Origin of the sequence: Rhodanobacter sp. ANJX3, from assembly GCF_014200755.1 — a bacterium.
In the GTDB taxonomy this organism is placed as follows: domain Bacteria; phylum Pseudomonadota; class Gammaproteobacteria; order Xanthomonadales; family Rhodanobacteraceae; genus Rhodanobacter.
This window is the reverse complement of sequence record NZ_JACHCM010000006.1, coordinates 47,943-66,155: the sequence shown is the minus strand read 5'-3', so window position 1 is coordinate 66,155 and position 18,213 is coordinate 47,943. Positions and strand designations below refer to the sequence as shown.

20 protein-coding genes are annotated in these 18,213 nt (G+C 54.9%); 9 read left to right on the top strand and 11 right to left on the bottom strand.

The window, feature by feature from the left end:
* Positions 1-97: 97 nt before the first annotated feature.
* Entirely contained in the window at positions 98-832 is a 735-nt protein-coding gene (locus tag HDE76_RS16180; protein WP_184509069.1) for an alpha/beta hydrolase, read from the top strand.
* A gap of 230 nt (positions 833-1,062) precedes the next feature.
* On the opposite strand, the gene HDE76_RS16175 is transcribed toward HDE76_RS16180, so the two are convergent.
* Together HDE76_RS16175 and HDE76_RS16170 are read right to left on the bottom strand one after the other, a co-directional pair.
* Entirely contained in the window at positions 1,063-1,557 is a 495-nt protein-coding gene (locus HDE76_RS16175) for a GNAT family N-acetyltransferase (RefSeq protein WP_184509067.1), read from the bottom strand.
* Entirely contained in the window at positions 1,557-1,976 is a 420-nt protein-coding gene (locus HDE76_RS16170; RefSeq protein ID WP_184509317.1) for a rhodanese-like domain-containing protein, read from the bottom strand. The genes HDE76_RS16175 and HDE76_RS16170 overlap by 1 nt, the downstream gene beginning before the upstream one ends.
* Before the next feature lie 41 nt (positions 1,977-2,017).
* On the opposite strand from HDE76_RS16170, the gene ftrA reads away from it, so the two are divergent.
* Positions 2,018-3,067: a transcriptional regulator FtrA gene (gene ftrA / locus HDE76_RS16165; RefSeq protein WP_255481641.1), complete on the top strand. Its 1,050-nt coding sequence runs from the start codon at positions 2,018-2,020 to the stop codon at positions 3,065-3,067.
* Between the two features lie 119 nt (positions 3,068-3,186).
* Here ftrA and HDE76_RS16160 read toward each other — a convergent pair whose 3' ends face one another.
* Both HDE76_RS16160 and HDE76_RS20610 read right to left on the bottom strand, forming a co-directional pair.
* Entirely contained in the window at positions 3,187-3,777 is a 591-nt protein-coding gene (locus tag HDE76_RS16160; protein WP_221262455.1) for a LysR substrate-binding domain-containing protein, read from the bottom strand.
* 47 nt (positions 3,778-3,824) lie between these two features.
* Positions 3,825-3,977 carry a LysR family transcriptional regulator gene (locus HDE76_RS20610; RefSeq protein ID WP_218862251.1) on the bottom strand — a complete coding sequence of 51 codons (153 nt, stop codon included), beginning with the start codon at positions 3,975-3,977 and terminating at the stop codon, positions 3,825-3,827.
* A gap of 324 nt (positions 3,978-4,301) precedes the next feature.
* Between HDE76_RS20610 and HDE76_RS16155 the strand changes: the two genes are divergently transcribed.
* Positions 4,302-4,820 (top strand): lipocalin-like domain-containing protein, encoded by a 519-nt coding sequence (locus HDE76_RS16155; protein ID WP_255457731.1) that lies wholly within the window; start codon positions 4,302-4,304, stop codon positions 4,818-4,820.
* A gap of 173 nt (positions 4,821-4,993) precedes the next feature.
* Here the strand turns inward: HDE76_RS16155 and HDE76_RS16150 are convergent, their stop codons facing one another.
* Genes HDE76_RS16150 through HDE76_RS16140 form a run of 3 tightly spaced genes read right to left on the bottom strand, consistent with a single transcriptional unit; the run spans position 4,994 to position 6,740 of the window.
* The gene (locus HDE76_RS16150; RefSeq protein ID WP_179478643.1) at positions 4,994-5,839 is read right to left on the bottom strand and encodes an MBL fold metallo-hydrolase; all 846 of its coding nucleotides are present in this window, start codon (positions 5,837-5,839) and stop codon (positions 4,994-4,996) included.
* Between the two features lie 21 nt (positions 5,840-5,860).
* Positions 5,861-6,187 carry a hypothetical protein gene (locus HDE76_RS16145; protein WP_179478641.1) on the bottom strand — a complete coding sequence of 109 codons (327 nt, stop codon included), beginning with the start codon at positions 6,185-6,187 and terminating at the stop codon, positions 5,861-5,863.
* A gap of 7 nt (positions 6,188-6,194) precedes the next feature.
* Positions 6,195-6,740 (bottom strand): sugar ABC transporter, encoded by a 546-nt coding sequence (locus tag HDE76_RS16140; protein WP_184509063.1) that lies wholly within the window; start codon positions 6,738-6,740, stop codon positions 6,195-6,197.
* 168 nt (positions 6,741-6,908) lie between these two features.
* Between HDE76_RS16140 and HDE76_RS16135 the strand changes: the two genes are divergently transcribed.
* Positions 6,909-7,802, top strand: coding sequence for a LysR substrate-binding domain-containing protein (locus HDE76_RS16135; RefSeq protein WP_184509061.1), 894 nt, complete (start codon positions 6,909-6,911; stop codon positions 7,800-7,802).
* 254 nt (positions 7,803-8,056) lie between these two features.
* Here HDE76_RS16135 and HDE76_RS16130 read toward each other — a convergent pair whose 3' ends face one another.
* Positions 8,057-8,950 carry a LysR family transcriptional regulator gene (locus HDE76_RS16130; RefSeq protein WP_184509059.1) on the bottom strand — a complete coding sequence of 298 codons (894 nt, stop codon included), beginning with the start codon at positions 8,948-8,950 and terminating at the stop codon, positions 8,057-8,059.
* Between the two features lie 279 nt (positions 8,951-9,229).
* On the opposite strand from HDE76_RS16130, the gene HDE76_RS16125 reads away from it, so the two are divergent.
* Positions 9,230-10,795 carry an MFS transporter gene (locus tag HDE76_RS16125; RefSeq protein WP_184509057.1) on the top strand — a complete coding sequence of 522 codons (1,566 nt, stop codon included), beginning with the start codon at positions 9,230-9,232 and terminating at the stop codon, positions 10,793-10,795.
* 201 nt (positions 10,796-10,996) lie between these two features.
* On the opposite strand, the gene HDE76_RS16120 is transcribed toward HDE76_RS16125, so the two are convergent.
* Positions 10,997-11,455: a helix-turn-helix domain-containing protein gene (locus tag HDE76_RS16120; protein ID WP_179478633.1), complete on the bottom strand. Its 459-nt coding sequence runs from the start codon at positions 11,453-11,455 to the stop codon at positions 10,997-10,999.
* 102 nt (positions 11,456-11,557) lie between these two features.
* Between HDE76_RS16120 and HDE76_RS16115 the strand changes: the two genes are divergently transcribed.
* Together HDE76_RS16115 and HDE76_RS16110 are read left to right on the top strand one after the other, a co-directional pair.
* Positions 11,558-12,823: an MFS transporter gene (locus HDE76_RS16115; protein WP_255457730.1), complete on the top strand. Its 1,266-nt coding sequence runs from the start codon at positions 11,558-11,560 to the stop codon at positions 12,821-12,823.
* The gene (locus HDE76_RS16110) at positions 12,824-14,179 is read left to right on the top strand and encodes a pyridoxal-dependent decarboxylase (RefSeq protein WP_184509055.1); all 1,356 of its coding nucleotides are present in this window, start codon (positions 12,824-12,826) and stop codon (positions 14,177-14,179) included. It abuts the gene before it with no gap.
* Between the two features lie 129 nt (positions 14,180-14,308).
* Here the strand turns inward: HDE76_RS16110 and HDE76_RS16105 are convergent, their stop codons facing one another.
* Positions 14,309-15,244, bottom strand: coding sequence for an alpha/beta fold hydrolase (locus HDE76_RS16105; RefSeq protein WP_184509053.1), 936 nt, complete (start codon positions 15,242-15,244; stop codon positions 14,309-14,311).
* Positions 15,245-15,341: 97 nt separating this feature from the next.
* Complete coding sequence (locus HDE76_RS16100) at positions 15,342-16,229, bottom strand: alpha/beta hydrolase (protein WP_221262454.1); 888 nt, start codon at positions 16,227-16,229, stop codon at positions 15,342-15,344.
* A 201-nt stretch (positions 16,230-16,430) separates the two neighbouring features.
* Here HDE76_RS16100 and HDE76_RS16095 point away from each other — a divergent pair, with 201 nt between their 5' ends.
* Together HDE76_RS16095 and HDE76_RS16090 are read left to right on the top strand one after the other, a co-directional pair.
* Entirely contained in the window at positions 16,431-16,907 is a 477-nt protein-coding gene (locus HDE76_RS16095) for a helix-turn-helix domain-containing protein (RefSeq protein ID WP_179478627.1), read from the top strand.
* Between the two features lie 370 nt (positions 16,908-17,277).
* Positions 17,278-18,183, top strand: coding sequence for a LysR substrate-binding domain-containing protein (locus HDE76_RS16090; RefSeq protein ID WP_184509050.1), 906 nt, complete (start codon positions 17,278-17,280; stop codon positions 18,181-18,183).
* The last annotated feature ends 30 nt before the right edge of the window (positions 18,184-18,213 follow it).

The window sequence follows — 18,213 nt, the reverse complement described above, 5'->3', positions numbered from 1 at the left end:
ACCTTCCGCTGCAGACGTCCGTTTAGTCACGCCTGGAGCCGAACTGAGTTGGCGACGAATTGGGACAGTCTCGTGCACCACTTGACGCAAGGAAACCATGAATACGCCCGTCATTTTCATCCATGGACTTATCGGCACATTAGACGTAATCGATTTTGACTACACGCATGCTTCGCCCGATCTACTAGGCTACGGCGCGGATTCAACCGCTCCCTCCCATTCAATCTCGTTGAATGCGCAAGTTGAGAACGTCCGAGTGTTCATTGATCGTCACTTTGACGGGCGATCTGTCCATGTCGTAGGCCATTCGGTGGGCGGAGCGATCGCGATGCTACTCGCGCACGCTCACCCCGAATATGTTCGAAAGATCGTGAACGTGGAGGGCAACTTCACGTTGGAAGACGCCTTCTGGTCTGCGTCAGTGGGACGTATGACGTCCGCTGAAGCAGACGCCATGCTGAAGGGTTTTCGGGAAGATCCCGTGGCATGGTTAAGCGGCGCTGTGGTCAAACCCACAGAAAAAATGTACGAAACTGCCGTTCGTTGGTTGGGATATCAGCCAGCTTCAACGCTTCGTGCAATGGGACAATCGATTGTGGCGACCACTGGGAATATCGATTATCTCGCAGCCGTCAAGAGCGTCTTCGAGCGGCACGCCGTGTATTTGATCGCCGGCGAACGCTCTCGTGGGGATTGGAACGTCCCGGAGTGGGCATTGGAAAAATGTGCCGACTATCAGACAATTCGACAATGTGGGCATCTCATGATGCTTGAGGATCCCGAGGCGTTCTCAGCAACGGTCAAGCAATGCCTCTTTATGTCCAATTCCTAATATTGAATAGCTTCGGCCTTATTTGAACGCTCGGAAAATATCGGCTTGCCGGTAACTCCGATGTACGGCAATTGGTCCACACCAAAAGCCAGTTCATTGCCGTGTTCTACATCGACCGAGTTCAGATGTATTTGTCATTCTTGGCCGCGGGCGCCGATCAGATATACCTGAAAAATCTTTGGCAATGGGCAGGCAGGGGAGGTGGCAAAGAGGTCTTCTGCCACCTTCCCTCATGTGTCACACAGTGCTAGAACAAATCGCTGTTTTGGCTTGGCACTAGCGCCGTGTCGGGCGTAGAAGCGCATCGCATCAAGATTCCAATCCGGTGTCTGCCACTGCAGTTCGCGCAATCCCAAAACCCGCGCCTTTTCTTTCACCACATGCAATAACTTCGCACCGACAGCCTGTCCCCGCGCCTGCTCTTCGACGAATAAGCAGTCCATATGTAGATAGTTGCAGGCGGCCCAGGTCGAGAACTCGACTGTCGCTGTGGCGTAGCCGACGGGAACACCATCTTTCCAAGCCATCCATGCAAAAAGCCGAGCCGGATGAGTGAATATCGCGTCCTTGAGTAAACCAAGTTTGGTTGATGGATCGTAACTAGCGCGTTCGTATCGCGCATGCTCCGCACAAAGCACGATCAAACTTGGCAGATCGGCGGGTCGAACCGTGCAGACGCTATAGTCCGCTCCACCGATTCCGATGCTATCGGTATCGACGGACATCAAGCGACCTGCAGTGTCTTCGTTTCGGCAGTTGTAAGCTCAAAGCCCTCGTCTAGCCAGCCAGTGAGGCCGCCTGCCATCAGCTTGACTGGACGACCAAGTTGGGCAAAGCGCAATGCCGCGCGCGCCGCGCCGTTGCAGTGCGGGCCAGCGCAATAGGTAACGAATAATGTGTCGTCGGGGTACGCGCTCATGCGCGATGCAATGATTTTCCCATGGGGGATATTTACTGCGCCAGGCAGATGCCCAGCTGCGTAGAGCGCTGGACTGCGGGCATCGACAAGAATGAAGCCAGGATCATCGGATTGCATCGCTTCATGTACATCCCAGCAGTCGGTCTCGTGAGTAAATTCGGCTTCGAAATGGGCTAAGGCCTCGGCTGAAGGCGCGGCGGGAATCTTGGTAACTGCATTGCTCATGGCGAACTCCTTGAGGATGTAATTGACGAGTTCATTGTCCAATGTGGCGCAGTTTGCAACAATTGGCGTATATGACATTAACCGATCAAATATCGCCAACTACCCGCAGGACGGTGAAGCCCGCCGGTCGCTTGGTTGTCGCTTTGGTCTATGACGGCTTGTGCAGCTTTGAGTTTGGATGTGCGGCCGAAGTATTCGGTCTGCCGCGTCCAGAATTTGGGCCCGACTGGTATCGATTTTCGGCTTGCGCGGTCGATCCGGGTCCGATGCGCGCACTCGGTGGACTGCGCGTGACGGTAGATGGTGGCCTCGGCTTGCTGGCGCGCGCGGACACGATTGTGATCCCAGGATGGAAGGGCATCGATGTGGAGCCTCCGCCTAAGCTTATTCGCGCGCTTCGGGCTGCGCATGCCCGTGGCGCGCGTCTAGTCTCGATTTGCTCGGGCGTATTCGTACTTGCGGCGACAGGGTTATTAGACGGCCGTTGTGCGACTACGCATTGGCGTTATACGGAGAAACTCGCTGCGCGCTATCCCCAAATCGTGATCAATCCTAATGTGCTCTACGTCGATCAGGAAAAGATTTTGACCTCCGCTGGCAGTGCCGCCGGTCTCGACCTTTGTTTGCATATCGTGCGGCGTGATTTTGGTGCAAAGATCGCCAACCAAGTCGCTCGCCGCTTAGTTATCTCGCCACACCGCGATGGTGGCCAAATCCAGTTTATCGAGCGACCTGTATCGCGCTACGAGGCTGGTAACCGGCTGCCATCCTTGCTTGATCGGCTAGTTAAACAGCTAGATCAGCAAATCACAGTGAGCGAAATGGCCGCATTAGTATCGATGAGCGAACGCAGCTTTCTGCGTCGATTCAATGAAACAACCGGAACGTCTCCAGCAGACTGGCTCACGCTCGCGCGAGTGGACCGCGCCAAGGAATTGCTCGAAACCACTTCACTTCCGGTGGAGGCTGTGGCTGTGCAATGCGGTTTCGGGAGTGCGATAACGTTGCGTCATCATTTCCGAAACAAAATTGGATTAAGTCCTCTTGCCTATAGACGGCGTTTCGCGTTGAGCCAGCGGCCAGCGGTTTAATGCAAAATCGTGCTGGCCCACCATTCTCCCGGGTGCCTGGCGTTGGCCTGGCGACTACGCAGTTCTGGACAGATTTTTGAATGCCATCCCTGGCGTGTGAAGTGCATTGCGATCGGCTGTCATGGAGCGCCGAATAAAAGCACCACCTCGTGTGTGGGCAAGGGAGGCAATGAAAGATCGTGGCCAATATCGATGGTGCCAGACGGTGCAGCACGCTTCGGCAGCACGGCGACTGCTAATCCAATCGTCGCTGCAGCGCCCAACACCGCAGCGCCCTTGCCGATAAATACCTCCGTCCAGGCGATGCCGGCGCTATCGAGCGCACGGACCGCCGCCGTGCGGATGCTGCATGTTTCCCCCTGGGTCGATAGCGGCAGCGGTTGACCTGCACGCGGCTGCCAGCGTGCGGCAGCGATCCAAGCAAACGATTCGGCGAATAGGACTTCACCGCTACGCCGACTATCTTCTGACTGCAATACCAAGGCAGCATCCAGCACACCATCGTTGTAGGCCTTCAGCATTTCGTTCGAGCCAGCGACTCGTAGCTCGATCACCAGATTCGGATCGTGCTCGGTCATCCAAAGCAACAAACCGGGTAACTCACTGCCCACCAGTTGGTGGCTGATGCCGATAACCAAACGGCGCTGCTTTACTTCAAATGAGGCGATAGCGCGCTCAGAAGCCCCGACCAGCTCGCGAGCCGACTCCATAAAAGCGACCCCGTCGACCGATAGCCGTACTTGGCGCGGCGTTCGCTCTAGCAGTCGTCGACCCGACTGGTCTCTAGTCGACGCAACTTCAGGCTAACTGCCGATTGCGTGCTGCCCAGCGCGTCTGCGGCGCAGGTAAAGCTCTGCAGCTCTGCGGTCAGAACAAAAGCTTTGATCGCATCCAGGTCGAAGGATTCCATGGCTGATCCATGTCATTTAGAAATGACTGAAATACTTATTCATATGTTTTCTAAATGAATAGTGGCGCTTTACACTGCGCCCCACATCGTCCGTCGAAGCCGCAAATCTTTCATCGGACGCCCACCAGCCAACATCTGGATAGGTACTTGCTCATGCCCTCGCTCTGGCGCGGTCTGCTATCGCTGCACGGCCATGTCATCGATTCGCGTGGCACGTTCCGATGGGCCGATCCGCCAGCATGGAAAACGCAGCGGAAGGAAAGGACGAATACATCAGGTAACAACACAGTCGATTCAACAGAGCCTTGCGGGGGATACCCAAACATGAAATCAGCAAAGACCTTTCTATTCGCCCTACTGACGACCCTTCTCCCGACGTACGCAGCCGCCGCCTCGGGTCCCGATAAAATGATTACAGTCGCGGCCATCGAAGGCACTTGGACGCTCGATTTTGCCGACGTTAAACATCCGGATGGAACACGCACACATGACTTCGGCGATGCTCCCACGGGCATGCTTCAAATTGATCATGCCGGGCACTATTCGCTGTTTATCTTCAATAGCTCTCGTCCCAGGTTCGCCGCAAACGATAGGAACGCAGGGACACCGAGCGAATTACGGGCTGCCTTTTTAGGAACAAGCTCTCATTTCGGCACCGTCGCCATTGACCCGCTGAAGGGCACGCTTACCTTCCATATTGAGGGTGCAACGTATCCGAATTGGGAGGGGACAACGCAGGTGCGCAGTTATGAACTAAGCGGCGACATGCTGAGCTATAAGGTGCCGCCGCGGCCGAATGGAGATATCCCATTGACGGGATGGAAAAGACTACGCATTAATTGAGGCAGCCGCATAAGCCCTTGCCTTTTTGAGGTGGGCCTTCCTTCGTCACTCGAGCCCGAATGTCCCCTGAAAGTACGGAACGCCTGAGAGAGACAACACCGCCCTGCAGTATTCGTGGTCGCTTCAGAGAAGTGCTGTAGTCGGATGAAGCTAGGGCACTTCCGTTCGAAGGCTCATGCTTCGGTCTCGTAAAGCAGACCGTAGCTTCCACTCATTCGCCTTATTCGCGCGAAGCCGAGTTCTCCCAAATGCATGCCGGCGATCAAAAGTCCTTCCGAACTGACCATGTCCAAGAGCCCTGATCGAGTGGTGGCCGCAAGGGAAGGATCTTGATCGAATGCAATGGATACGTCTGGCCGCTTAATCTGGATGTGAGGAAAATGAACAATATCTCCCCAAACAAGCAGGCCCTGATCATAGGATTCAAGGAGATATCCGGAGTGTCCATCTGTGTGTCCCGGTAGTGGCATCGCTCTGATGCCCGGAAGCACTACACCCTTATCGAAGGTGCGAAGCTTATCGCGGTAGGCGTCGAACACCTGACGCGCTATTTGGAAGTTGCCGCGGGCACGCTCGGTGGCGCGGCTTAGGTTTCCGTCATCCTGCCAAAAATTGACCTCTCGCTGATGAGCGACGAGTTCTGCGTTTGGAAACGTGATTTGTCCGGCGGTGTCGACAAGCCCTCCAACATGATCGGGATGGGCGTGTGTGAGCAGGATCGTGTCGATCTCCGATGGTTCGACGCCAGCAAGCGACAAATTGGCTCTCAGGCGCCCGCCCCATTGCTTGATACCCCCGGCCCCGCCGTCGATGAGAATTGTGCGGCCTTCTGCGCGTACTAGGTAGCAGTTGATATGCACGGCGGAAGGCACCTTTTGCCCTGCGTCACTTTGCATTCTGGAGGCCTCGGACGGCTCGATATTCGAGAGGAAATCCAGGCTTGCGTCGAGATAGCCATCGCTGACTGCGGTGATGGTGAAATTCCCGCCTCGCTGACTGGGAAAGGTAAGGGTGGACATAATTTTTCTCCAGAAGGCTTCCTAATTTCGGGCGTGAATGTCCGACGCGGCATAGCCAAAGCAACGGATGCGCGCCCGAAGAGCAGTGCAGTGTGCGATGGTGTCCTCCAGGGCTGCCATAAACCGGTTCATGACCGGGGGCGTGCGAAGCGTCTCCAGACGATATTGAACTTCCGCGAAGACGGGATGCCCGTGCCCGTGTCGAACGGCTACATAGATGACATGAATATTTTCGCGCGCCGCTTGAAGGACATCCGTACAGAGTTTGACGCAGTCGCGGGAAAGCTCGGCAAGCGTTTCATCTGACGGCATCTGCCCTGTAGGAATATAAATAGTGACATTGGGCATGGCGGACCTATCTCTTCCGTTCGGTTGAGACGGTGCGGAAGCTAGTCAATTGTCCAGTCATGGGCACGTAGAGGTGGACACCTTCAGACATGCTCTCGATAAGCTGAGCGTTTCGTCGAGGCATCTTTGCAAGCCAGCGGTTTGCCGGAAACATCTCAAGCGCAACTGCTTGCATGGCCAGCGGCTTGAGTCCCAACTGAATCAGAGGTTCGGGGCCGCTTGCACAGAGCACGAGGAGTTCGTCTGCATTGACCGCCGGCGCAAGGCCAATATCGCTATAAAGATTTCGATGCCAGTCGGTGATGTGTTGCTGCCACTTTGCGAAATTGCCGCCGCCCTTCTGGTGATATTCCTCTCCCGTCAAAACGCCGAGACCATCAATCGTGTGGATGGCTAGGTAGACCGGGCAATCATCGCTTATAGACTTGAAACGCTGCGACGTATGGAAGCCTGTAACAGAGATGAGGGCGGGCAGTTTTTCGAGGCTGTAGAAGCCGTTCCATTCGGCTTCGCTCTTTGGATCGTCGAAGCTGCATTCCACGGTGTAGATCATCAGATTGTCCTTCGAGGCGCATGAACGTGTCGCGCATAGACATTCGTATTCATTGCGGTAACGTAATGCTAATCTGACATTTCCTCGGTAGATAACGATATAACGTCAGCCTTCAGTGATATTTGCTCAAGCTGGTGTAGAAATACGTACGGATGCGACGACAGTCCAATGCGACGTAAGATTCCAAGTAATTCCGCGCTCCTGGCTTTTGAAGCCGCGGCTCGACACGGCAGCTTCGCCCGCGCGGCCGACGAATTGGCGCTGACCGAAGGCGCAGTTAGTCGTCAAATCGGTCGATTAGAAGCGTTTTTGGGCGTCGCCCTGTTCGAGCGTGTTGGAAACCGGGTACGACTTGCGCCCAACGGCACAAGATACTCGGCGCAGGTCCGCGAGATTCTGAATCGGCTGGAACGGGACAGCCTGTATCTGATGGGACAGCCCGTCGAAGGTGCGAGTATTGAGATCGCCGCGCTTCCGACCTTTGCCACCCGCTGGCTTATCCCTCGACTAAAGCGATTTCAAATCAAGCATCCAAACGTTACCGTCCATATCGCCGAACGTATGGATCCCTTCATTCTTCCCGGTAGCGGTTTCGACGCAGCAATCCATTTTGAGCATCCAGCATGGGCGGGCATGCATCAACATCGCCTGTTGGAGGAGGTACTTGTGCCGGTCTGTAGTCCTGCGCTCTTCGCGGACGCTGGTGCAAACATATCGCTGGATGAGTTGCCACGCTTGCATAGGCTACAAAATCCGAACGCGTGGCAGCTTTATGCCCAAGAGGCCGGTATCGTGCTGAGCAACTCGGCGGTTGGCGCGCGTTACGATCTCCATTCCATGCTGATCGAAGCGGCGCTAGCCGGCTTGGGTGTTGCATTGGTGCCGCGTCTTTACATCGGGGCGGAGCTCGAACAAGGTCGTTTGATAGCGCCTTGGCCGGATGGGAAGGCGATCACCAAGAAATTTTGCCTCGTTCTCTCTGATCCGATCGAATTGAGTGAAGCGCCGCTACAAGCATTTGCGAAATGGATTCTTGACGAAGCTCGGGGCTTAGCGCCGTGAAGCAGCGCCTGACGCAGTTGCATGTGTGCCAAGCACCCGAGACTGCTTCTTTCATCTGCGAAGAATATAGAAGCAAATGCCGGAAATCCAAGGCATGATCTGCCGCGACGAACAAAGGATACCTCGCATTGCAAGCGGCATTGTTTTTCGTACTGCCCACGGTGCGTAAGCCGCGTTGCCATTGAGGCCGCGCGGGCAACAATTCGGTGGGCTACAAGGGGTTTCCCGATATCCTTCGATTCTGAGGGCCAAATCTATACGGTGGTGAACCGTGGCCGTCGTCGCGCAAGCTTCGCCATTGGTGCTGGCATGTTCATGACCAGCTTGCCAAATTCGCGGGCGGCGAGACTCTTGGCGCCATGGCTCCAGATGAGCGTAAATTCGGCCTTCGCGAGCGTCGGCAAACCAAATTGACCGTCTACCACTTTCATTCCCGGCTCTAGCTCATCGTGCAGCAGTACTGTGACGGCGAGTCCTGCCTGTACGGCCGCTCGGAGACCTTCATGATTCGGTGAGGTGAAGACGATATGCGTCGCAATGGAGGTTTTTTCCAACGCATCGACTCCGATTTTTCGGGAGACGCACGGTGCGGGGGATAGGGCTAGTGGTATCGATGAGCCATCGCGAATGCCAAATGTTTCAGACGCCGCCCAGACGAATCGGGTGCGTCGCAGGACGGCGTCATCGCCAACGCTATGCGGAGTCGATAACACTACTGCAAGATCGAGCTCCCCGGCGTCAAGCATTGAGCGCAAGTCGGGATAGGTGCTGACCTTTACATCAAGCCGTACTTCGGGAAATGCCCGAGCAAATTGACATAGCAGCAAAGGTAGCCGCTCACCCATGAAGTTCTCTGGCAACCCGAACCTAACCACACCCGAAACCGGCGAAGGCTGGAAGCGTCGCACCATCCTGTCGAGAAGACTTAGAACTTCCCTTGAGTGACGTAAGAAATCCTCACCGTCCTCAGTCAAAGTGATTCGGCGTGTCGTACGGTGCATTAGCGGCCGGCCCACCTGTTCCTCGAGTCTTCTGATCTGGTGGCTGACGGCAGACTGTGTCACGTGTAGTTGCTCCGCCGCCCGCGTGAAACCCTCGGCCTCTGAGACAACTACGAACGTACGTAAGAGTGTGAAATCGAAATCCATCAAAATCATGTCCAAATTTAATGAATATAAGAAATTAAATCATTTATATCATGACTGAGCGGCCTTTACACTCGTTGCTAAATCCTCTCTTGAGAGCGGCACGCATTAGCAATTTACCTTCGGCGTCAGTCGTGCTTTGGCTGACCGAAGGAGCGGCCCAGTCGAGCGACCTCTCATAGAGCTATGACGTACGGGCGGCCTCTATTTGCCAGGCGCACGCAACGATTTCATTCGTCGCGAGCGACTGTCGAGCCATGTTTAAACCAAAGACTAAAATCAATGACCTCTTTCCACGCTGATAGAAACGTACTCGCACTGGCTGCTGTTTGTTTTGCTTCATTAATGGTGGGTCTGGAGATTTCTAGCGTGCCGGTAATATTGCCGACGCTACAACGTGTAATGCATGCAGATTTCAAGCAACTCCAGTGGATCATGAACGCCTACACGATCGGCTGCACCACGGTCCTGATGGGAATCGGGGCACTAGCGGATCGCTATGGTCGCAAGCGAATATCGATGATCAGCATCATGGCGTTCGGCATTACATCGCTCATCTGTGGGCTGACACGGGATGCTTCCGTCCTAATTCTTGCCCGCTTTCTCCAAGGCATGAGTGGGGGTGCAATGCTGATCTGCCACGTTGCTGTTCTCTCGCATCAGTTCCAGGACGAGCGGGAACGTGGTAAAGCTTTCGGCTGGTGGGGAATCGCTTTTGGCGCAGGGCTTGGTTTTGGGCCCATCATCGGCGGTGCCATCGTCGCGCTCTTCAATTGGAAGTGGGTCTTTTTCATCCATGTTTTGATTGCGGTCGCAACGTTGTTTCTCGCCATTCGTGGGGTGCGTGAATCGAAAGATCCGGTTGCAGAAAGATTAGACATTGCCGGCATTGCGACGTTGTCCGTTTCGGTGTTTTGCGTCGCCTATTTCATCACTCAGGGACCGGATCTTGGCTTCGCTAGTCCTACGGCTCTTGGGATCATGGGCGTTGCCGTAATGGGTTTCTTCGCATTTCTATTTGCAGAAAAAATCAACCCACGTCCGATGCTGGATTTCTCAGTCTTTAAGGTGCGCAGGTTTTCTGGAGCTCTTTGTGGCTCTGTCGGCATGAATCTTAGTTTTTGGCCATTCATGATTTATCTGCCGATCTATTTTCAAAGTTGTCTTGGCTATGATGTCGTTTCGGCGGGACTCTCTCTCTTAGCCTATACCTTGCCGACACTGGTAATTCCGCCTTTGGCGGAGCGGCTTTCGCTTCGCTATCAGCCGCGAATCATCATTCCATCGGGAATGTTTACCATCGGATTGGGCTTCCTACTGATGAAATTCGGGGCGGCGAGTGAAAACGCGAGCTGGCTGTCCATGCTGCCAGGCGCCCTACTGGCAGGTATCGGGCTGGGTTTAACTAATACACCAGTTACTAATACGACCACAGGTTCAGTGGATAGTGCGCGGGCGGGAATGGCTTCAAGCATTGATATAAGTGCCCGCTTGATAAGTCTTGCAATCAATATCGCAGTGATGGGGTTTCTCCTGCAAAAGGGCATTCAGTCTTATTTGAAGGGCGTTCTACCTGCCGCTTTTGACGCTGCACAACTGCGATCTTTTTCCGAACTCATCGCTGCAGGTAACAGCACATCCACGCACGTTTTGTTCAAGCAATTGTCCTCAATGGGGGCAACGGAAGCCATTGTCCACGGAGCTCTCGGGCAAGGATTTAGTGTAGTTATGCTCTACGGAGCCCTGAGTGTCTGGGGCCTTGCCTTAATAAGTTTCGTCACATTCGGCTCCAACGGGGCTCGATCTGACGGGTTGAAGAACGCCGACCACCAATCAGCTGAAACCTAACAGCCTCAAGGAACTAACATGACTGGACTGAGAAAAATTGCCGAATTGATGGGGATGCTGGTAAGACTCGTGTTGAGCGTGGTCGACTCGTCTTCAATGACGCACGGAAATTCAATTACATGTCATCTGAAATATTGTTGCTGATGCGGAAATGACCTCCTGAAAATGAACCATTGCATGTCCATATTTTCACTTCCGGCGTCAGCCATTTAGCGTTCTTGGTTTCCTTACCTCTGTATCTTTGAGCGAAAGCTCACGGCCGTCATCGCCCTGCGGAGACATGAAAGGTAATGGTTTGCCAGTTGCTTTATCGATCAACCGCGACGGCCGCTCGCCGCGTGCAAACAAGTGGCGCTCTCCCCATTGTTGCAGGCCCACCATAACGGGAAAAAAGCTTTCCCCTTTCGCCGTAAGTACGTATTCCTGGTAGGTCGTGCCATCCGATGCTGCTTGCGTAGCCAGGATGTCGTGTTCGACCAGGTCGCTTAGCCGACGGGACAGAATGCTGCGGGCCACACCCAAATTGCGCTGGATATCACTGAATCGATGTATGCCATCGAAAACGTCGCGCAAGATTAGCAATGACCACCGATCGCCAATCACATCCAAGGAGCGAGCGATGGGGCATGTTTCCTCATTTATTGACGTGTGGCGTGGCATCAAATTTTCCTGTCGTCATTTTTTATGGCATCAAGTAGTTGCATTTTAGGACTGGTTTTCCTACGATTCAATCGGTCTTTTTTTGAAACTGGATTGATCGTTATGGAGATTTTTTCTGTTCCAGCTAAATCGCCTAGCGACGGCCACGTGGAGACGCCGCAAGACGATATGCCTCGCGGAATGGTGTTGTTGTTTGCTACTGGTGGTGGCTTGAGCGTTGCCAATGTTTATTACGCACAGCCGCTACTAGATGAGTTCGCACGGGACTTTTCTATCGGCTATTCGGCTGTGGGCGGGGTGGTGACGGCGACGCAGATTGGTTGTGCTATGGCACTTTTACTACTGGTACCGCTAGGAGACCGGGTGGAACGTCGCCGCCTCATGGCTATTCAGCTAGCCTCACTAGTAGCTGCGTTGGCCATCGTAAGTTTGGCGCGATCCACCTCGGTGTTATTGACTGGCATGTTGGCGGTCGGCTTATTGGGAACGTCTATGACCCAAGGACTTATCGCATACGCGGCGCGCGCAGCCGCACCTCATGAACGAGGTCGGGTAGTCGGTGCGGCACAGAGCGGCGTGTTCATAGGTCTTCTGCTCGCACGCGTATTCGCAGGCGCAGTGAGTGATCTAGCCGGTTGGCGCGGTGTCTATGCTTGTTCGGCTGTGATGATGCTGGCGCTGGCGGTGCCACTTTGGCGAAGACTGCCGAGGTTGGCTGTCGCACCAAACGTAATGAGCTATCCGCGCCTCATTGCTTCGATGCTTGAGATATTGCGACAGAATCACGTGCTGCAAATTCGCGGTGTGCTCGCTTTGCTGATGTTCGCTACAGTGAACATCTTCTGGAGCGCTCTAGTTCTACCGTTAAGCAAGCCGCCATTCGCTTTTTCACATACCGTCATCGGCGCATTCGGACTGGCCGGCGTCGCGGGTGCTCTAGCTGCTGCGCGAGCAGGGAAGTGGGCTGACCGGGGATTCGGCGAGCGCACCACGTTTGCCGCTTTGATGGTGTTACTCCTGGCGTGGTGGCCGCTGTCGCAGCTTGGTCTGTCGCTGTGGCCACTAGTGGTTGGTATCGTGCTGCTTGACCTCGGTGGCCAAGCGCTGCACGTGACGAATCAAAGCCTCATCTTTCTCGCTCACCCTGAAACGCACAGCCGTCTGCTTAGCCTCTACATGCTGTTTTACGCAGTGGGAAGCGGTTTGGGAGCGATGAGCACGACCGCCGTTTATGCTCATGCCGGTTGGCGTGGCGTGTGCATATTAGGAGCATCCGTTAGCCTGCTGTCGCTGGTGTTTTGGGCTATTACCCGGCGAGATATGCCGGATGTGGTCCTCAAGACCGGCAACTTGAATTCGGAGGCATGAATGGACGAATTGGATTTGATGGCCAATGCCGATTCGCGTGGCTTACGTTACCTAGAGGGAAACACTACACGGCGAGTTTTCCCCTCCAATGAAGCAATCGCAGCATTGAGCGCGTTCGATGGATCGTTACCCACACAGGGCCTGCCGCCGGAAGACACGCTGGCGATGTTGGATGACATCGGATCACCCGCGACAACTGCTTCCAACGGCCCGCGATATTTCGGGTTTGTGATCGGTGCAGCATTGCCAGTAGCAGCGGCGGCGGAACGGATCATGCTGGCGTGGGATCAGTGCGCGTCCACCTTCGACAATTCGCCCGTATCGGCGACAATTGAGCGGATCGCTAGCCGCTGGGTACTTGACGCACTCGACCTTCCACGTGAAAGCGCTGTGGGATTCGGGACCAGCGCAACGGCCTGCACACTCGCGGCCCTAACTGCGGCTCGGCGCTCGTTGCTGGCGCGGCAAGGCTGGGACTTCGACCGCCTAGGGTTGATTGGTAGTCCGGACATAAAAGTCGTTGTGTCAGAGTTAGTGCATATCACCGTAAAAAAAGCCTTGCGGATATTAGGTTTTGGCCTTGATCGGATCATCTACGCTCCTGTCGATGCTTACGGGCGAATAGATGCTGAGCGACTGCCCGTGCTCGATGACAGCACGATACTTTGCTTGCAGGCTGGCGAGGTGAATACGGGGGAGTTCGACCCGTTCGCTCAAATTATGCCTCGTGCCAAGGATGCTGGTGCGTGGGTGCACGTAGATGGTGCTTTCGGCCTGTGGGCGCGCGCCTCGTCGCTAGCGCCGTTGACCGAAGGAGTCGAGTTGGCCGATAGCTGGACTACCGACGCACACAAATGGCTGAATACGCCCTACGACTGCGCAATGGCGATCTGCCGCGAGGCCCAAGCGCTGGCTGGTGCGATGAACAGCGACGCGGTTTATTCGAGCGCCAGCGCAGATGCACAGAAGAACCTTACCCTCGAGTTCTCGCGGCGTCCACGTGGCATTCCGGTATGGGCGGCACTACGCACTTTGGGTCGCCGCGGCGTTGCGGAACTGGTCGAGCGCCACAGCGATCAAGCGACGCGGATCGGCGCTGGCCTCGTCCACGCCGGGTATGAAGTGCTCAACCGGATTGTTCTGAACCAAATAGTTTTTCGTTGTGCTACGGATGCACAGACGCAAGCGATACGCAGCGCGGTGCAGGCGTCCGGCGAGGTATGGTTCGGCGGCACGATCTGGCAGGGAAGGCCCGCGCTTCGAATAAGTGTGTCCTCCTGGCGAACTACCGACCACGACGTACAGTTGCTCGTGCACCTGCTTACGAAGTTGTACGCAGCGAATCATGAAAACTGATGTATGAAACTTCAGTCTGTTGAAGACTTAACTTGATGGTCAAGGTCGGCCAACTGATGATGCCGGTTCTCCTCGCCCCGATGTGCGTGAGCGTACTAACCAACCGGGGCGGCGGACGAAGCGGCCGGCTTATGCGATTGAAGTCCGAGTCTGTTGAATGAATGGAACAACAAGCTTGGCAATGTCGTTAGGTGCATCTTCAAGGCAGTAGTGTCCGACGCCGGTCAGCCGGTGAGTCGGCGCATCCGGAAAGAGGCCGCTGAATAATGGTAGAAAGTGATCAGCATGCAGCGTGCGATCCGCCGCACCCCATATGGCTAACGCGGGCCTGCCGCGAATGATGCGCTCGGCCTCTGTTCCAGGTATCTCAAAGCGGTGATCGCCAGTGACGAAACCCTTGGCCCAGCCGATCGCGCCGAGGCAGTCGGCAACTTTCACGAAATGCGCGCTGTAAGCGGCGAGCCAGGTGTCGGAAATTACGTGATGACGTTCGAAGCCATTTAGCTTGAGTGTGCTCAGCATGTTGAACCCGAGTTGACCCAATACGGATTCGAGACTTCCATCGGCACCTGCTTTTGCGATCCATTGGAACCAGGGTGAAACGATCGCGTTGGCGCCCAGGCGGTCGAAAAGATCAACCTGACCGAAAGGAGTGGGGCCATTGGTCGAGATCAATCGGGCAACGCGATCAGGGTGCCGTGCGGCCAGGCCCATGCCGACCGGCCCGCCGAAATCATGCATCACCAGAGTAATCCGGCGTAGGTCGAGGGTCAGGATGAAACGTTCCAGGTTATCTATGTGATCCTGCAACCAATAGGTGCGATCCTGAGGAGTCGCACTCTTACCGAAGCCCATATGGTCGGGAACGACAACGCGATGCGTAGCGCGAAGTGTCTGAATCAAGTGGCGGAAAAGATAGCCCCAGCTGGGCTCGCCATGTAGGCAGAGAACCACTTCGCCGTCGCGCGGCCCCTCATCGACATAGTGCATCTTGAAGCCGGCGGTCTCGGTGAACGCCGGCGTATACGGGAAAGTTCCATTGAAGTGGTCGTTGGGTAGGATCATGGGAGATGAATTCTGATGATTGATAAAGAATGCGACGCGCAAACCGGATAGTGATCACGCCATGGCGCGATGAGGCCTGAGAGGCCGATTCGAAGCACTAAAGGCTTTGCGCAAATCGCTTAATATGCGCCGCTATCACTTCGCAATGATCTTCCAGCGCGAAGTGGCCGGTATCGAGAAGGTTGAAATCGACCTTATCCAAATCACGCTGGTACGGGTAAGCGCCCGATGCGGGGAAGATGACATCGTTCTTGCCCCAGACAATCAGGACCGATGGCTGATGCTTGCGAAAATAAGCTTGCCATGCTGGATAGAGTCCGGGGTTACTGCCGTAGTCATAGAGCAGGGCCAACATTGCATCTTTATTGCCGGGACGTTCGAGCAGCGCCCGCTGCAATAGCCAGTTGTCCGGGTTGATCTGCTCCGGATTTTTTACACCGTGTGTGTAGTTCCATTCGAGCGCTTGTTCAGCCATGCCTGCGGCGCGGATTTTTTCATAATTTGCTGAAGAGGGGTCTTGCCACAGATCCCGTACTGGCGCCCAGAAACTATCGGGTAGCCCTTCTTCATACGCGTTGGCGTTCTGGATGACCAGAAACATCACCTTTTCAGGGCGTCGAAGCGAAAGACGAAATCCGACGGGACCGCCAAAATCTTGCATATACAGACCGTATTGATCGATACCAAGCAGGTCAGTGAATTTCTCCACGATGTCGGCGAGATGGTCGAACGTATAAGAGAACGCTTCGAGCGATGGTGCATCGCTGTGTCCGAAACCGGGGTAGTCCGGAGCGATGACATGAAACTGGTCAGCGAGTCGTTCAATTAGTTCGCGATACATGAATGATGATGCCGGAAACCCGTGCAGTAAGAGCAGGGTCGGCAGGTCCTTCTTACCAGCCTCTCGATAGAAAATTTTGAGGCCTTCGACTTCGATGTTGCGGTAGCAGGTCACGACAAATCCCTTCGAAAATTGTGGTTTCATTTTGAAACCAATATGACGTTATCACTCGTAGTTTCATTATGCAACCATAGTTCCGGTTCATCCCTTTGCCTCTTAAAACTAGGTGTTGGGAAGCTGGTTCAAGACTCAATCAGGCGCTAAAGCACTGGGAGATTTGCATTGCAGAATCTTTGGTTTTATATTGAAACCAAATAGGAGCGGGGTGCATTAGCGCTCAAGACGATGGTCAAGAGAACCTCTCACCAAGACTCGTTATGTGGCGTAGCACGGCCACTCGACGCCATCGGCGATGGTTGGTCGTTGCTCATCGTTCGTGATGCGTTTGACGGACTTCGCCGATTCGGCGAGTTTCATAAGAGCCTTGGCGTAGCCAAAAACATTCTGTCAGCCAGGCTCCGTGCCTTGGTTGCGCACGGTATCCTCGATTTGGTACCTGCGTCTGATGGTAGTTCTCACCAGGAATACGTACTTACTGATAAAGGAAGAGGTTTGTTTCCCTTATTGGTAGCCATTCGGCAATGGGGCGAGGCGTTCTTCTTTGAGCCTGGCGAACCCCACGTTTCTCTAGTTGATAGGAAGACAGGTCTTCCTGTCCAGAAACTGGAGCTTCGATCGCAGAGTGGACGATATCTGCAGTCAGATGACGTGGTCGTGCGCATGCCTGCACTTCCAAAAAAGCGAGGGAAAAACAGGCAATAGCGTCTAGGTAGTGGGTCCTACCGGCCTTTGATACGTAGGGCATAGCTCATGTCGATATCTTGGGTTCTTCCATGGCACACGAAGGTATTGTGACGCCCAATATAGGAGGGGCAGGGCACCGAAATCCGGTCTCAGACAAGTGCACAGGAAATTACCGGGTAGTCGTTCATTGGATAGTTTGCTTCGATTGGTCGACGTCGTGGCCGCGCATCCAGAAGATATTTCATACCAGCGTTGGGATGGTAGACGTAGTAAGGAGAGGCGTTAGCCTGTGTTCGATCGATGCTTGGCGACTACAATCAGGAACTCACTTTCCAAGTAGGAAGACTGAGCTTTCGATTAGCTTTACTCTCGAATGTGAGGAGAGCGTATGTCAGGTAGCCTGTTGCCATTAAACGCTTTGATGGAGCCGTTGCGCGGCTTTGTTGCTGTAGGACGGCATATGAGCATTACTCTGGCCGCAACGGAGTTGTGTCTCACCCAGTCGGCGGTTAGTCGCCAGGTGCAAGCATTGGAGCAGCGGTTGGGCGTACGGCTGCTGCGTCGAGGTCATCGGTCGCTAGCATTCACCACGGAGGGTGAGCGCCTGTTCCGCAGTGCCGACTTGGCTTTGCGTCAGCTACAGGAAGCAGTGGCGTCTGTGGCACCGGCGCCGAGCGCGCGGCCAGTGACGGTGAGCGCAAGCATAGGTGTCACTTCGTTGTGGTTGCTGCCCCAACTGGGGCGTTTTCAGCAAACTCACCCCGCGATTGACCTGCGTGTCGCGGCAAGCAACCGATTGCTTGATCTTCGCGAGGAAAACGTGGATCTGGCGATTCGATATTGTGCCAGCGCCACCGCGCCAACCGGCGCACGTCGTCTATTCGAAGAGCAGATCGCCCCGGTGGCGCGGCCTATGCGCGGGCAGCATCGTCTCCGTAACGCTACCGACCTGGATGGCCAAGTATTGCTGGAATACGAGGATTCCCAACGCCCTTGGTTGCAGTGGCGCCACTGGCTAAAGGCACGCGGCTGGCAGGTGCGGCCGAAGGCCATATTGCGATTCAATCAGTATGACCAAATTGTCCATTCCGCAATGGCCGGTCAGGGTATCGCCTTGGGTCGCATGCCGCTGCTAAAACATTGGTTGAAGGAGCGGCACCTTCGTATGCTGGATACGCCGCGTCCGCCGCAAGGAACTGACCATGCGTATTGGTTGCTGCAAAGCCATGAGGCACCACGTGACAGCGTGAATTCAGTGATGACTTGGCTAATGGGCGAGGCAGAGTCTGGCTAACCCGGTGCTTTCTCACATGCGCTCAACGCA

Excerpts from the sequence above, each read along its gene's own strand:
- HDE76_RS16180 (WP_184509069.1), top strand. The coding sequence starts at position 98 with ATGAATACGCCCGTCATTTTCATCCATGGACTTATCGGCACATTAGAC.
- HDE76_RS16175 (WP_184509067.1), bottom strand. The coding sequence starts at position 1,557 with ATGTCCGTCGATACCGATAGCATCGGAATCGGTGGAGCGGACTATAGC.
- HDE76_RS16170 (WP_184509317.1), bottom strand. The coding sequence starts at position 1,976 with ATGAGCAATGCAGTTACCAAGATTCCCGCCGCGCCTTCAGCCGAGGCC.
- ftrA (WP_255481641.1), top strand. The coding sequence starts at position 2,018 with ATGTGGCGCAGTTTGCAACAATTGGCGTATATGACATTAACCGATCAA.
- HDE76_RS16160 (WP_221262455.1), bottom strand. The coding sequence starts at position 3,777 with ATGGAGTCGGCTCGCGAGCTGGTCGGGGCTTCTGAGCGCGCTATCGCC.
- HDE76_RS20610 (WP_218862251.1), bottom strand. The coding sequence starts at position 3,977 with ATGGAATCCTTCGACCTGGATGCGATCAAAGCTTTTGTTCTGACCGCA.
- HDE76_RS16155 (WP_255457731.1), top strand. The coding sequence starts at position 4,302 with ATGAAATCAGCAAAGACCTTTCTATTCGCCCTACTGACGACCCTTCTC.
- HDE76_RS16150 (WP_179478643.1), bottom strand. The coding sequence starts at position 5,839 with ATGTCCACCCTTACCTTTCCCAGTCAGCGAGGCGGGAATTTCACCATC.
- HDE76_RS16145 (WP_179478641.1), bottom strand. The coding sequence starts at position 6,187 with ATGCCCAATGTCACTATTTATATTCCTACAGGGCAGATGCCGTCAGAT.
- HDE76_RS16140 (WP_184509063.1), bottom strand. The coding sequence starts at position 6,740 with ATGATCTACACCGTGGAATGCAGCTTCGACGATCCAAAGAGCGAAGCC.
- HDE76_RS16135 (WP_184509061.1), top strand. The coding sequence starts at position 6,909 with ATGCGACGTAAGATTCCAAGTAATTCCGCGCTCCTGGCTTTTGAAGCC.
- HDE76_RS16130 (WP_184509059.1), bottom strand. The coding sequence starts at position 8,950 with ATGGATTTCGATTTCACACTCTTACGTACGTTCGTAGTTGTCTCAGAG.
- HDE76_RS16125 (WP_184509057.1), top strand. The coding sequence starts at position 9,230 with ATGACCTCTTTCCACGCTGATAGAAACGTACTCGCACTGGCTGCTGTT.
- HDE76_RS16120 (WP_179478633.1), bottom strand. The coding sequence starts at position 11,455 with ATGCCACGCCACACGTCAATAAATGAGGAAACATGCCCCATCGCTCGC.
- HDE76_RS16115 (WP_255457730.1), top strand. The coding sequence starts at position 11,558 with ATGGAGATTTTTTCTGTTCCAGCTAAATCGCCTAGCGACGGCCACGTG.
- HDE76_RS16110 (WP_184509055.1), top strand. The coding sequence starts at position 12,824 with ATGGACGAATTGGATTTGATGGCCAATGCCGATTCGCGTGGCTTACGT.
- HDE76_RS16105 (WP_184509053.1), bottom strand. The coding sequence starts at position 15,244 with ATGATCCTACCCAACGACCACTTCAATGGAACTTTCCCGTATACGCCG.
- HDE76_RS16100 (WP_221262454.1), bottom strand. The coding sequence starts at position 16,229 with ATGAAACCACAATTTTCGAAGGGATTTGTCGTGACCTGCTACCGCAAC.
- HDE76_RS16095 (WP_179478627.1), top strand. The coding sequence starts at position 16,431 with ATGGTCAAGAGAACCTCTCACCAAGACTCGTTATGTGGCGTAGCACGG.
- HDE76_RS16090 (WP_184509050.1), top strand. The coding sequence starts at position 17,278 with ATGTCAGGTAGCCTGTTGCCATTAAACGCTTTGATGGAGCCGTTGCGC.